General features: G+C 60.7%; 14 protein-coding genes. 7 read left to right on the top strand and 7 right to left on the bottom strand.

Annotated elements, in window-relative coordinates; genetic code table 11:
- Positions 1-48: 48 nt before the first annotated feature.
- The 4 genes from ACN0SY_RS16225 to ruvX form a co-directional block, all read right to left on the bottom strand.
- Positions 49-1,350 carry a dihydroorotase gene (locus tag ACN0SY_RS16225; RefSeq protein WP_417688937.1) on the bottom strand — a complete coding sequence of 434 codons (1,302 nt, stop codon included), beginning with the start codon at positions 1,348-1,350 and terminating at the stop codon, positions 49-51.
- A gap of 23 nt (positions 1,351-1,373) precedes the next feature.
- The gene (locus tag ACN0SY_RS16230) at positions 1,374-2,330 is read right to left on the bottom strand and encodes an aspartate carbamoyltransferase catalytic subunit (RefSeq protein WP_417688939.1); all 957 of its coding nucleotides are present in this window, start codon (positions 2,328-2,330) and stop codon (positions 1,374-1,376) included.
- Positions 2,331-2,422: 92 nt separating this feature from the next.
- A complete protein-coding gene (locus tag ACN0SY_RS16235; RefSeq protein WP_417688941.1) occupies positions 2,423-3,349 on the bottom strand; it encodes an AEC family transporter in 927 nt (308 codons plus the stop codon).
- An 88-nt stretch (positions 3,350-3,437) separates the two neighbouring features.
- Positions 3,438-3,944, bottom strand: a complete 507-nt coding sequence (gene ruvX, locus ACN0SY_RS16240; protein ID WP_417688943.1) for a Holliday junction resolvase RuvX — start codon at positions 3,942-3,944, stop codon at positions 3,438-3,440.
- Positions 3,945-4,242: 298 nt separating this feature from the next.
- Here ruvX and ACN0SY_RS16245 point away from each other — a divergent pair, with 298 nt between their 5' ends.
- Genes ACN0SY_RS16245 through ACN0SY_RS16255 form a run of 3 tightly spaced genes read left to right on the top strand, consistent with a single transcriptional unit; the run spans position 4,243 to position 7,211 of the window.
- On the top strand, positions 4,243-5,325 hold the full coding sequence (locus ACN0SY_RS16245; protein WP_417688945.1) for a TRAP transporter substrate-binding protein: 1,083 nt from the start codon (positions 4,243-4,245) through the stop codon (positions 5,323-5,325).
- Positions 5,326-5,331: 6 nt separating this feature from the next.
- Positions 5,332-5,856, top strand: coding sequence for a TRAP transporter small permease subunit (locus ACN0SY_RS16250; protein WP_417688947.1), 525 nt, complete (start codon positions 5,332-5,334; stop codon positions 5,854-5,856).
- A gap of 29 nt (positions 5,857-5,885) precedes the next feature.
- On the top strand, positions 5,886-7,211 hold the full coding sequence (locus tag ACN0SY_RS16255; RefSeq protein ID WP_417688949.1) for a TRAP transporter large permease: 1,326 nt from the start codon (positions 5,886-5,888) through the stop codon (positions 7,209-7,211).
- Between the two features lie 63 nt (positions 7,212-7,274).
- Here the strand turns inward: ACN0SY_RS16255 and ACN0SY_RS16260 are convergent, their stop codons facing one another.
- Complete coding sequence (locus ACN0SY_RS16260; protein WP_417688951.1) at positions 7,275-7,955, bottom strand: GntR family transcriptional regulator; 681 nt, start codon at positions 7,953-7,955, stop codon at positions 7,275-7,277.
- 235 nt (positions 7,956-8,190) lie between these two features.
- On the opposite strand from ACN0SY_RS16260, the gene ACN0SY_RS16265 reads away from it, so the two are divergent.
- Both ACN0SY_RS16265 and ACN0SY_RS16270 read left to right on the top strand, forming a co-directional pair.
- Complete coding sequence (locus ACN0SY_RS16265) at positions 8,191-8,895, top strand: metal-dependent hydrolase (RefSeq protein WP_417688953.1); 705 nt, start codon at positions 8,191-8,193, stop codon at positions 8,893-8,895.
- Between the two features lie 179 nt (positions 8,896-9,074).
- Entirely contained in the window at positions 9,075-10,970 is a 1,896-nt protein-coding gene (locus ACN0SY_RS16270) for a PhoX family protein (protein WP_417688955.1), read from the top strand.
- Between the two features lie 95 nt (positions 10,971-11,065).
- Here the strand turns inward: ACN0SY_RS16270 and ACN0SY_RS16275 are convergent, their stop codons facing one another.
- On the bottom strand, positions 11,066-11,551 hold the full coding sequence (locus ACN0SY_RS16275; protein ID WP_417688957.1) for a YHS domain-containing (seleno)protein: 486 nt from the start codon (positions 11,549-11,551) through the stop codon (positions 11,066-11,068).
- Between the two features lie 96 nt (positions 11,552-11,647).
- Entirely contained in the window at positions 11,648-12,250 is a 603-nt protein-coding gene (locus ACN0SY_RS16280; RefSeq protein WP_417688959.1) for a TetR/AcrR family transcriptional regulator, read from the bottom strand.
- Between the two features lie 156 nt (positions 12,251-12,406).
- Here ACN0SY_RS16280 and gatC point away from each other — a divergent pair, with 156 nt between their 5' ends.
- Entirely contained in the window at positions 12,407-12,694 is a 288-nt protein-coding gene (gatC, locus tag ACN0SY_RS16285; protein WP_417688961.1) for an Asp-tRNA(Asn)/Glu-tRNA(Gln) amidotransferase subunit GatC, read from the top strand.
- A 12-nt stretch (positions 12,695-12,706) separates the two neighbouring features.
- Positions 12,707-13,180: a GNAT family N-acetyltransferase gene (locus ACN0SY_RS16290; RefSeq protein WP_417688963.1), complete on the top strand. Its 474-nt coding sequence runs from the start codon at positions 12,707-12,709 to the stop codon at positions 13,178-13,180.
- The last annotated feature ends 2 nt before the right edge of the window (positions 13,181-13,182 follow it).

Below are 13,182 nucleotides of genomic sequence, written 5' to 3' on the forward strand. Positions count from 1 at the left end.
TGCATCCATATCGTTTCTGCAGGGGAAAGTACAGTTGGCGAGGTTTCGTCAGCTGTGTGTGTAGACGGTCTTTCCGGCGACTACCGTTCGAAGCACGCGTCCCGAAAAGCGGGCGTCCTCGAAGGGCGAGTTCTTGGACCGCGACTTGATGGCTTCCTTTTCCAGAACCCAGGGACGGTTTGGATCAAAGACGATGACGTCCGCCGGTGCGCCCTGGCTCAGGCGTCCGCTGTCGAGGCCCAGACGGTCAGCGGGATTGCAGGTCATCTTGGCGAGCAGCGGCAGGAGGTCGATTTCCTCGTTGTGATAAAGGCGCAAGGCTGCGGCCAGCAGCGTCTCAAGGCCGATCGCGCCGTCCTCGGCTTCGGCCCAGGGATGGCGCTTCGTTTCCACGTCCTGCGGGTCGTGGTTGGAGACGATCACGTCGATGGTGCCGTCGACAACGGCCGCGATCATGGCGTGGCGGTCGTCCTCGTTGCGCAGGGGCGGCGACATCTTGAAGAAGGTCCGGTAGGGGCCGATGTCGTTCTCGTTCTGGGTCAGGTGGTTGATCGAAACCCCGGCCGTGATGTCGAGACCGCGTTTCTTGCCCGTGCGGATGACATCAGCGCTGTCCGAGGTCGAAATCAGGTTGGCGTGATAGCGGCTGCGGGCCATGCCGACGAGGCGCAGGTCGCGCTCAAGCATGATGATCTCGGCCTCGCGCGGAACGCCGGACAAGCCCTTCCAGGACGCGTTGAGGCCGGCGTTCATGGTGCCGCCGGCCAGATCCGGATCTTCCGTGTGATGGACGATCAGGGCGTCGAAATCACGGGCATAGGTCATGATCCTTCGCAGGATCTGCGGATTGCGCACCGACTTGTGGCCATTGGTGAAGGCGACAGCCCCGGCTTCCTTGAGGAGGCCGATTTCCGTCATATCGTTGCCTTGAAGACCTTTGGTGAGGGCCGCCATGGGACGGACATTGACGATGGCGGTATCGCGGGCGCGGCGCAGGATGTAGTCGACCAGCGCGGGGTCGTCGATGATCGGGTCGGTCTCGGGCATGGTGACGATGGTGGTCACGCCGCCGCTGGCAGCCGCCTGAGAGGCCGAGGCGAATGTTTCGCGGTGTTCTGCGCCCGGTTCGCCGACCGAGACGCACATGTCGATCAGGCCGGGGCAGGCGACGGCGCCGCCGCAGTCGATGATGTCCGCTCCGTAGGGCGCGCCCTGGTTGGCCGCTTCCGGACCGGCCGCCAGAATGGTGCCGTCGGCGATGATGACCGAGCCGGGGGCATCAAGGTCGCGCGCCGGATCGATGACCCTTGCGTTTGAGAGAACCAGGGGTTTGGGCGTGTCTGTCACCACGGGACTATCCTTGGCTTTCAGCGTCAGCTGGAGGGCATGTGGGCGGCAAGGGCTTCCAGAACGGCCATGCGCACGGCGACACCCATTTCAACCTGTTCGCGAATGAGGCTCTGCGGTCCGTCCGCGACCTCCGGATCGATCTCGACACCGCGGTTCATCGGACCGGGGTGCATCACCAGAGCGTCCTCATTGGCATAGGAGAGCTTCTCCTTGTCGAGGCCGTAGTAGTGGAAGTACTCGCGGACAGAGGGAATGAACGCCCCGTTCATACGCTCGCGCTGGAGGCGCAGCATCATGACGATGTCCGCGCCTTTCAGGCCCTCGCGCATGTCGCGGAAGACTTCCACGCCCATCTTCTCGATGCCGCTCGGAAGCAGCGTCGAGGGGGCGATCACCCGGACGCGGGCGCCAAGGGCGTTCAAAAGGATGATGTTGGAGCGCGCGACGCGCGAATGGGTGATGTCACCGCAGATGGCGACCGTCAGGCGGGCGATCTTGCCCTTGTGACGGCGGATCGTCAGGGCGTCCAGCAGCGCCTGCGTCGGGTGCTCATGCGGGCCGTCGCCGGCGTTGACCACCGAGCAGCCGACCTTGCGGGCCAGAAGCTGAACCGCGCCGGCAGCATGGTGGCGCACCACCAAAAGGTCCGGGTGCATGGCGTTCAGTGTCGCGGCGGTGTCGATCAGGGTTTCGCCCTTCTTCACCGACGACTGGCTGACGGCCATGTTCATCACATCCGCGCCAAGCCGTTTTCCGGCCAGTTCGAAGGATGACTGGGTTCTGGTGGATGCCTCGAAAAACAGGTTGATCTGCGTCCGGCCGCGAAGCACGGGCTTGATCTTTTCGACCTGGCGGGAGATCTCGACGGCCTCTTCCGCCCGGTCCAGGAGACCGAGAATTTCGTGGGGTTGAAGCCCTTCTATGCCCAGCAGGTGGCGATGGGGAAAAGGGATGCCTCGATGGGGATCTGGTGCGCTCATCGAGGCCATTGCATAGGCGCAAAAGGAGCAGGGGACAAGGGCAGAATTCGTCGCAGGTCAGCTGTCCACCATTCCGGCAAATCTTTGACCAATTAGCCAAAAATCAGAACGGCAAGCGGAATCGTCACTGTTGCGGCGAGGGTTTGAAGCGTGATGATCTCGGCCATCAGCTTGGCATCTCCGCCCATCTGTCTGGCAAGCAAGTAGGAATTGCTCGCGGAAGGGACGGCCGAGGCAATGATGACAATGGTCTGAGCGGGGCCGGTCACGCCGAACACTTGCGCAAATCCGAAGGCAAAGAGCGGCATCAGTAGCGGGCGCAGGAATGTGCCAAGGGTCAATGCCGGTCCTGGGCGGCGCAGGGAGGAAAGGTCCAGCCCGGCGCCAACGCAGATGATTCCTATCGGCAGGGATGCGCGGGCCAGGATCTCCAGCGTGTCGTCGACGGCGGAGGGAAAGGGGATGCCGAGCACATTGACGATGACGCCGGCACCAATCGAAAGAATGAAGGGGTTGGTATAGAGGTCGCGCGCGATCCGGGCCGCGCTCGGGGTTGTGCCGCTGGCATAGTGCGACAGCACGAGGATGCTGGCGACGTTCAGCACCGGGATCATGAAGACCATGGCGATTGCGAGGATCGCGAGACCCTGCTCACCGACGACGTTGTCGGCGATGGCCAGCGCGATCATGGCGTTCCAGCGCACAGTGCCCTGAAAAATCGAGGTAAATCTCGGCCCCTCGATGGCGAAGGCGCGTTCAAGCAACGGGCGCATGATCAGCAGCAGTACGACCATGGCAAGAATGCTGGAAAGCAGCGCTGCCCCCATGTTGAAGGTCGGAAGGCTCGAGAAGTCGACCGTCGATATGGTGCGGAACAGGACGGCGGGGAACAGAACGTAATAGGCCAGCCTTTCGACACCGCGCCATTGCTCACCGCTGATCAGACCGGTGCGGGCGACGAGATGACCCGATGCGATCACAAGGATCACGGGCAGAAGGGCGGCGAGTGTCATCAGCATGGGGGCACCGGAAACGGAGCGAATGGAATGTCGGGCAGGAAAGCCGGGACAAGGTTCGCGGCAGGGGCAGGAATGCGTAGCCTAGCGCTCAGTCCCTGTCTTCGTCAAAGCGTCCGGCAGCGGCCATATGGCCGAGGCGGTCGAGAAAACCCTGGAGGATGTAGGCGGCGGCCATCTTGTCCACGACCTCGGCGCGCTTTGCCCGGCTGGAATCGGCCTCCAGCAGCGTACGTGTCACGGCCGCGGTCGACAGGCGCTCGTCCCAATAGGTGATCGGCAGGTCGGTCTTGGGAGCGAGGTTGCGGACAAAGGCGCGGGTTGCCTGCGCGCGCGGACCTTCCGAGCCGTCCATGTTCAGTGGCAGACCGAGGACGATGCCGCCGACATCCTGCGCCGCACAGATTTTCAGAAGCTGTTCCGCGTCGAGCGTGAACTTCTTGCGCCGGATGGTTTCCATCGGGCTGGCGATGCCCCGGCCAAGGTCAGACAGCGCAAGGCCGATGGTCTTGGTGCCGAGGTCCAGTCCGATCAGGCGCTTGTGCACCGGTGCGGCCTTCAGGAAATCGTCGAGGGAAAGTGCGGGGTCATTTGCCATGTCGCGGCTTTATCAGGAGTGCGCATGGCGTACCAGCCAATCTTTTCCCTTCGCGCCCGCCGAAGGTCGCAGCTCCGGATGATTGGCTGCACCCTCAATAGTCAGAATGCCTGAATTATGAGCCCAATTCGTATTCAATCGTCCATTTAAAGTTCTATTTTGTATACAAAATTTAGCGAAGTAATGCGATAATTCATTGAAAAACAACGAAATCGATAATTGGCATCGTTCTTGAAAGTGAGTTCGAGACGCCGCAAGGCGCTCCAATCCCTCCCGATTGCACAAGGACACTCACGACATGGAACGTCGCAATTTTCTGAAAGCCGGCATGCTGGCCGCTGCAGCCGCCCCCTTTGCTGCCCCGTCTATCGCCCGTGCCCAGGACAGCTTTTCCTGGAAGATGACCAATGCCTATGGTCCGGGCTCGCCGTTCTACGTCGAAGGGCCGGGAAGCCCGACGGATTTCTGCAAGAAGGTTGAGGCCATGTCCGGCGGTCGGCTGAAGATCCAGCATTTCGCCGCCGGCGAACTGATCCCGGCTCTGGAAGGCTTCGATGCCGTGCGTTCCGGAACTGTGGAGATGAATGCGGCGAACGCCTATTTCTGGGCCGGTAAAATTCCTGCCGCACAGTATTTCACCACCGTTCCCTTCGGCCTCAACTTTCAGGGCATGAATGCCTGGCTCTATCATGGCGGCGGTCAGGCCCTTTGGGATGAACTCTACGCTCCGCTCGGCATGAAGGCTCTGCCGATGGGCAATACCGGCGTGCAGATGACCGGCTGGTTCCGCGAGCCGATCACCTCGGTTGATGACTTCAAGGACCTGAAGATGCGTATTCCGGGGCTTGCCGGAAAGGTCTACGCAGAACTCGGGGTCGACGTGAAGCTGCTTCCGGGCGGCGAGATCTTCCCGGCGCTCGAGCGTGGCGTGATCGATGCAGCCGAGTTCGTCGGGCCGTATCAGGACCGCCGCCTCGGTCTCCAGAATGCCGCCAAATACTATTACACCACCGGCTGGCACGAACCGTCGAATGCGACGGAGCTGCTGATCAACAAGGCCGCCTGGGACAGCCTTCCGGCAGATCTTCAGGCGATTGTTTCGGCCGCAGCAATGGCGTGCAATCTGGAAAGCCACACCTGGTGCGAAGCCAACAATGCCGCGGCAATGACCGATCTTGTCGAGAATTTCGGCGTCAAGGCTGACGTTCTGCCAAAGGATGTCGTTGCCAAGTTGAAGGCAGTGACCGACGAGGTGCTCGCCGCAGGCGCCGAGGCCGATCCGACGACCAAGAAGATCCATGACGCCTTCATGGCCTTCAAGAAGGAGCACGATCTCTGGGCGTCGATTTCCGAAAAGCCCTATCACAACCTGATCGGCTAAGCGGACATGCTGAGATTTCTCACTCTTGCTTCGGGCGGCGCGTCGTGCGCCGTCCGGATCATCGGCTCCCTGGCTGCCTGGACCGGGTTGGCGCTTGTGCTGCTCGTCGCTTTCAACGTGCTTTCGCGCTATCTCCTGTCCTATTCATCCGTGGCCCTTCAGGAAGCGGAATGGCATCTTATGGCGGTCGCAGCGCTGTTCGGGATGTCCTACGGTCTCAATCAGGGCGGCGAGGTGCGGGTCGATATCCTTTACGCCCGTCTCTCTCCACGGGCGAAGGCGATCATCGACCTGGTCGGAAACGCGGCCCTGACCCTGGTTGCGATCTACGTCGTCTATCTGTCGATCAACTATGTGCGTAGCAGCTACCAGATCATGGAGGGTTCTCCTGATCCCGGCGGCCTGCCGATGCGCTACCTCCTGAAAGCCGCCATTCCTTCAGCTTTCGTGCTTCTTGCCCTTCAGGCCTTCGCGATGACGGTCGAGGCGCTGGAAAAGCTCGTCACCGGTCCGTTTCACCGCGGCGCGTAAGACGCCGGCGCAATCAAAAGATCCTCATCATGCCCATTCCTGAACTGTTGCCGCTTTTGATGATCGGTGCGTTTTTCGTGCTGCTTCTTGGCGGTATTCCGGTCGCCATCTGCCTGGCGGTCACCGGCTTCGTCTTTGGTTACATCGGCTTCGGGCCGGTGCTCTTCAATCTTATCCCCGCCCGGATCTTCGGCGTCGTCACCAATTACACCCTGCTTGCCCTGCCGCTGTTCATCTTCATGGGCATCATGCTCGAGAAGTCGAAGATCGCCGAGCAACTCCTCGATGTCATCGGTCTCGCCATGGGGGGCTTGCGCGGCGGAATGGCTCTGGCGATCATTCTTGTCGGGGTTCTGATGGGCGCTGCCTCGGGCGTCGTCGGCGCAACCGTGGTGACCATGGGACTGATTGCCCTCGGCCCGTTTCTCAATCGCGGCTACAACAGGGCGGTCGCCTCCGGTGTCATCTGTGCGTCGGGAACGCTCGGCCAGATCATTCCACCCAGCCTCGTCTTGATTCTGCTCGCCGACATCATGGGCGAAAGCGTCGGGACGCTATTTGCCGCCGCTCTGATACCCGGACTTGTGCTGTCGGGGCTCTTCGTCCTGTTCATTCTGGCGCTGGGCGTGTTCCGGCCCGCGATGGTGCCGGCGTTTCCGCCCGAGGAGAGGGCGAAATACTCCGGGCGCGACATCGCCCTGATGCTTCTCAAGGTCGTTGCACCGCCCCTGGCGCTGATCTTCCTGGTCCTGGGATCGATCATCGGCGGGATTGCAGCGCCAACGGAAGCGGCCTCCATGGGGGCCTTCGGCTCGATCGTCCTGGCTCTGGTCTATGGCCGGCTCAGTTTCCCAGTTCTCAAGGAAACCGTGAAGTCGGCCTTTGTCACCAGTGCCATGGTGTTCTTCATTCTGATCATGGCGCAGCCGTTCGGACTTGCGTTCCGTGGCCTTGGCGGCGAACGACTGGTTCAGGACGCCTTCGCTCTGGTGCCGGGTGGTATCAACGGACAGCTTCTTTTCCTGATGCTGATCCTTTTCGTGCTCGGCTTCTTCCTGGAGTGGATCGAGATTTCCTACATCGCTCTGCCGCTGTTCCTGCCGATCTTCCATGCCGCCGGTGTGGACATGGCCTGGGTCGCCATTCTGGTTGCGGTAAACCTTCAGACATCGTTCCTGACGCCGCCCTTCGGCTGGGCGTTGTTCTTCCTGAAGGGGGTTGCGCCGCCGGAGCTGAAGACCGGTGACATCTACAAGGGCGTCATTCCCTTCATCGGGCTACAGCTTGTCGGCCTGGCGCTGGTGTTCTTCTTTCCGGCGCTCGCCACCTGGCTGCCGAATGCCATCGGCTGGTGAGCCGCGGTGAAGTGAAAAACGAAAGCGCCGGAGTCTCTTCCGGCGCTTTTTTGTTTCAGAATCTCAGCTCATGCCGGCGAGGGTGGCCCGCGCCGCACTTAGGAGGTGGCGGCGCAATGTCTTGCCTGCCTGATTGGCATTGCGGTCGAGAATGGCGGTGACGATGGCCGTGTGTTCCTCGTTCGACTTCTTCATCCTCTCCGCCCGCTTCAACTGCGACTTGCGGAAGGGAGCCAGCTTGAGGCGCAGGCTGTTGGCAAGTTCGATCAGCTCGTCATTGTGGGTGCCGGTAAAGATGGCGGTGTGGAACGCAGTGTTCGCCTTCTCGTAATCGTCATAGCGTTCTTGTTCGACCATTTCCGCCATGGACAGATGCAGCTCCTCAAGGGCGGAGCGCTCGCTCATGGTCATCCGCTCAGCCGCCAGGCGGCCGCAGGTCGCCTCGATTTCGCCCATGGCCTCGAACAGGTTGTCGATGCGCTCGCGGGTGATGTTTGCAACGACAACGCCGCGATAGGGCACGCGTTCGGCAAGCGAACGGCTGACCAGAACGAGCAGGGCCTCGCGCACCGGCGTGCGGGAAACGCCGAAGCGTTCGGTCAGGGCAATCTCGTCCAGCTTGCTTCCGGCTGGAATTTCACCGGCGATGATTTCCGCCTCGAGACGGTCGGCGATCACGGCGCTGTGCAGCCGTTTGGGTGCAAGGGGCTGCGAGGTCGGTTCGGAAGCTTTGGAAACGGCCATGTCAGCCACGTCTGCCTGCTGGTTCTTCGATCAATGGAAGTGGCATGATTTCAGCAAGTTTGCCGGACGCGGGCAAGGCAAAAAAGCTTCTGGTTCAAGGTTTTGAAAGAAAATTCCATCCGGGCGTTCGAGCCCGGCATTGCGGTTCGCGAAATCCGCCCTACAAGTTGTCCGTGTGGCCATGCTCGGCTATGACCATTGGCACCCGTCATTCATTTCCATGGGAGCAATTGCGATGAAACTGACATGGTACGGCCATGCCGCCTTCAAGGTCGAAATCAAGGACGCATCCATCCTGATCGACCCGTTCCTGACCGGAAACCCGAGTTTCCCGGGTAATCTGAGTGTCGATCAGGTGGCCGAAGGCGTCACCCACGTCATTCTGACCCATGGCCACGACGATCATATCGGCGACAGCATCGATATTCTGAAGAAGACCGGTGCCCAGCTGACCTCCAATGCAGAGATCTGCGGCTGGGCCGCTTCCAAGAGCATTGAAAACGTCAACCCGATGAACTCGGGTGGCAGGGTTGATGTCGGTCCCTTCAAGGTCGCGCTGACGGTTGCGCATCATTCATCGTCATCAAGCGCCGATGGCGGGCGCACTTATCTTGGCAACCCGCATGGCATCGTCATCGAGGCCGAGGGCGAAAAGACGTTCTATCACATGGGCGACACGGATATTTTCTCCGACATGGCCCTGATCAACGAGATCTACCAGCCCAAGATCGGGGTCGTGCCGATCGGCGACCGCTTCACCATGGGCGGCAAGCTCGCGGCCCTGGCCTGCAAGCGGTTCTTTGATTTCGAGACCATCGTCCCTTGCCATTTCGGGTCCTTCCCGATCATCGACCAGACGCCGGACCTTTTCGTGTCCGAACTCGGCGATCAGGCAGGGCGGGTGAGGGTTGCGGTGCCAGGTGTCTCCTTCGACGCCTGACCTGAAGGGCTTTTCCGTTTGAAGAGAAAGGGCCGGGTGTGATCATCCGGCCCTTTGTCATTCGGGCGTCGAACAGGTCAACCTGCGACCGGATGGCACGTGCTGTGTCGTACGGGTGTCATTTGCCGCTTATATCGGGTCGTCATCGATTTTGGAGCCAGCCAATGGAGAGCAAGCTGATGACCGATCAAACCACCGCCGACCTGTCCTGGGACGAATGGGACGAACTGCAGCGCCCTGCACCGGAAACGACCGGGTTTGACGCCGTCGTCGAGGCCGCCATTTCCCGCCGTGGCTTTCTTGGGGCGATCGCTTTCGGCTCGGGTGCCGCCGCAATGGGCCTTGGCACTGCCGCCAGCTTCCTGAACTCTTCCTCCGCGATGGCACAGGAAGCAGGCCGCTTCGCCTTCTCCCCCGTCGGTATCGCAACCGATGCAACGGTTCATGTGCCGGAAGGTTACACTTGGGATATCCTGGTGAAGTGGGGCGACAAGCTCTTCTCCGATGCTGCCGACTTCAGCCACGAAACGGCCATCCCGGTGGAATCTTCCGACCGGGTTTTTGGTGAGAACACGGACGGCATGGAGCTGTTCGTGATCGGCGGCAAGCAGGTCATCGCGGTCAACAGCGAATATGTGAACCCGAAGATCAACCTGCCGCACACCGAAGACGGCAAGCCGCAGACCGCCGACGACGTGACGATCCTGCAGAACTTCCAGGGTGTCACGGTGATGGAAGTGGAAGAAGGCGAAGACGGCTGGAAGGTGGTTGTCGACAGCCCGCTAAATCGCCGTATCACCCACAATACGGAAATGCGGATTTCGGGCCCGGCCGCCGGCCATGATCTTCTGAAGACCGACGCAGATCCCTCCGGCACCAAGTCTTTCGGCACGTTCAACAACTGCGGCGCCGGCAAGACCCCGTGGGGTACGTATCTGACCTGCGAGGAGAACTTCAACGGCTACTTCGGCTCGACCGATGAAGGCTTTGCGCTGCCGGACGACTACAAGCGCTACGGTATCGGTCTTGAAAGCCGCTACGATTACGAAAAGTTCGACGAGCGCTTCGACGTTTCGAAGAACGTCAACGAACCGCGCCGCGCGGGCTACATTGTCGAGATCGATCCGGCCAACCCGGATGCCACTCCGGTGAAGCGGACGGCGCTCGGCCGTTTCAAGCATGAGAATGCAGCCTGCACCCTCGCACCGAACGGCCAGGTCGTGGTCTACATGGGCGACGACGAGCGGGGCGAGTTTCTCTACAAATTCGTGTCCAACGGCACCTATACACCCGGCGCTTCGACGGACGGTCTGCTCGATGAAGGCACCCTCTACGTCGCAAAATTCGCCGAGGACGGTACCGGCGAGTGGCTTGCGCTAACTCCCGAGACGACCGGCATGTCCATCCAGGAAATCTGCGTCTTCTCGCGCATGGCCGCTTCAAAGGTCGGAGCAACCACCATGGACCGCCCGGAATGGGTTGCGGTGAACCCGGTTGCCGTAGAGGCCTACTGCGCGCTGACCAACAACAAGAACCGGGGCATCAAGCCGAATGCTGGCGGAGATGACACTGCGGTCAATGGTCCCAACCCGCGCGAGGGCAACAACTACGGCCAGATCGTTCGCTGGTATCCGGCTGATGACGACCATGGCGCGTCCACGTTCAACTGGGACCTCTATGCCATGGCCGGTAACCCGGAAGTTCACGCAGGGACGCCTTATGCGGGATCTGAGAACATCAATTCCGGCAACATGTTCAATGCGCCGGACGGCATGATGTTCGACAGCTCCGGCCTGCTGTGGATCCAGACCGATGGCGACTACAAGAACGAGGGCGACTTTGCCGGCATGGGCAACAACCAGATGCTGGTCGGCGACCCTGTGAGCGGACGGATCGAACGCTTCATGACGGTGCCCTACGGCGCCGAGGTAACCGGCATCACATGGTCCGCAGACAAGCGCACTGTTTTCGTCGGCATTCAGCACCCCAAGGCTCCGTTCCCGGACGGTGAAGGCAAGCTGGCGCGCTCCGCCATCGTCGCGGTCAAGCGCAAGGACAATGCGCTCATCGGCTAACCGCCAAGGTGTCTGGCCAGCCAGGCCGGAAATCGTCAGAAAGAGAAAAGCCCGCCGGTTGGCGGGCTTTTGCGGTCTTGTCTGCCGACGAAGGCCTAACGGATGATCGGTTCCTTCAGGTCTTCCGGCTTCTTGTCCTTGATGATTTCCCAGTTCAATGTCGCATCGTGAATGATGCCCTTGGTGTCTGCCTCGAAGCGCGCCTGAACCGATTTGCTGTTGTTCAGGTAAAGCTTGCCATCGACAATCTTCCAGGCATCGGGGATGACAGGAACCTTGAAGCCCTTGCTGGCGCCAAACGCACAGAAGCCGCCATATTGCGGGGCATATTTGACCGGATCCGCCTGAAACTTGTCCCGGTTCTCGGCCGAGGAGAATTTCCAGGTAACGTCATCATAGACAGCGGTGAACTCGTCGGAGCCTTTGACCGGCTTGCCTTGGGTGAAATAGGCGACCGGATCGGTGCCTCCGATGGCAGCATCGTTCTTGACGAATGTGGTGATCTCATCTGCCTGTGCCGGTAGAGCCAGGCAAGAGGCGGCCAGGATCATGGCGGCCGAGACGGACTTGAGAAGCGTCATGTTAAGTCTCCGAAGCGTTTCAAGGGCGGCCGTTTTCGGCTCTTTCCTGCCATTTGAAGATGCTTCTTCGCGGCAGGTTTCGCCAATCAAGCCTGATCACGGAAACGGCACAGGCACGCGAGCGGGATCACGCGGCGGGGTCAGGCCAAGAACAAGCTGGATTGCGGTGTCGATGTCGTTGGTAGTTATCGTCTGGTTGCGGATCAGGAGCCGGAAATAAACGAGGCCGATAAGCAGGTCGATCCGGGTTTCCATGTCCTGTTCGAATGGCGTTGCGATCAGGATCTGGCGCATGACGAGACGGCGGTCCTCCTCCACCTCCTTCAAGACCTGCTCGAGTTCCGGCCTTGACCGGTAGGGGAAGAGCGCCCGAATGGCGCCGCCCAGGGGTGTGTCCTGAAGCGCGTCGCAGGTGTTGGTCAGGCAGACGTGCAGGTCCTGGAAGACGCTGCCGCGCTGTGGCGAGGGCAGATGGACCTCATCGAGCGCAGCGCGGATCGCGGCTGCGATCAAGGTGCCCTTGTCGGGCCAGCGCCGGTAGACGGCCTGCTTGCTTGTGCGCGCAGTTGCTGCAAGCCCGGCAATCGTCGTCGCCTCGTAGCCATTTTCGGCAAGCGAGGCGAGTGTGGTCGTCAGCAATACCTTGGTGAGACGGGGCTCACGGGGGCGTCCGGTGCGAGCAGGTTGATCGTTTGGCATCAAGTAATTTTCCGGTTACGCTTGGTACCGTATTTGGCTGGAAAGCGGTTTGCAATCCGGGGATTTGCTTGTCTGTCGGGATGTTTTGGGGGAAATAGGTGCCAACTTCCGCGTTCTGCCGGACGCGGACCAGGTTTCAACAAGCGAGAGGCTTTCATGTCCGTCGATATCGATACGGTCAAGCGCGTCGCCCGTCTGGCGCGCATCAAGGTGGGGGACGCCGATGCGGAACGCATGACTGGCGAACTCAATGCAATTCTGGGCTTTGTCGAGCAGCTCGACGAAGTCAACATCGACGGTGTCGAGCCGCTGACTTCGGTGGTCGAGCAGACCATGAAGAAGCGCACCGATGGCGTCACCGACGGCGGCTATGCAGCCGACATCACCCGGAACGCCCCGGTCAGTGAAGACAACTTCTTCATGGTGCCGAAGGTCGTCGAGTAAGCCGGTCACGCCATGTCTGCCACGATTACAGTCGAAACACCGCTGAGCCCGGACATGCGGGCGATGGTTCAGGAGCTGAGCGATCTTCTTCTCAGCCTGACACCGGCGGAGGCTTGCCATCATCTGACTGCAGAGCAGATGGCCGGCGAGCGGACGACCGTTTTCGTTGCGCGCGTCGCTGGCGAGATAGCCGCTTGCGGGGCCCTGCATCGCCACGATGGCGGTGTGGCTGAAGTCAAGCGCATGTACACCCGTCCTGCCTTTCAGGGGCAGGGCCTTGGCGCGATGATCCTCGACAGGATCATCGAAGAAGCAAAGAGCGAGGGTGTGCGGCAGCTTGTGCTGGAAACCGGCTGGAATTACGAGGCCGCGCGCAAGCTTTACGAGCGCCGTGGCTTCACGCTCTGCGGCCCCGTACTCGATTATCCGGAGCATCCGGAATCCGTTTTCTATTCCCGGCCCTTGATGGCCGAAACCGAGATCTGAGA

It is taken from the genome of Roseibium sp. (genome assembly GCF_048261595.1).
In the GTDB taxonomy this organism is placed as follows: Bacteria; Pseudomonadota; Alphaproteobacteria; order Rhizobiales; family Stappiaceae; genus Roseibium.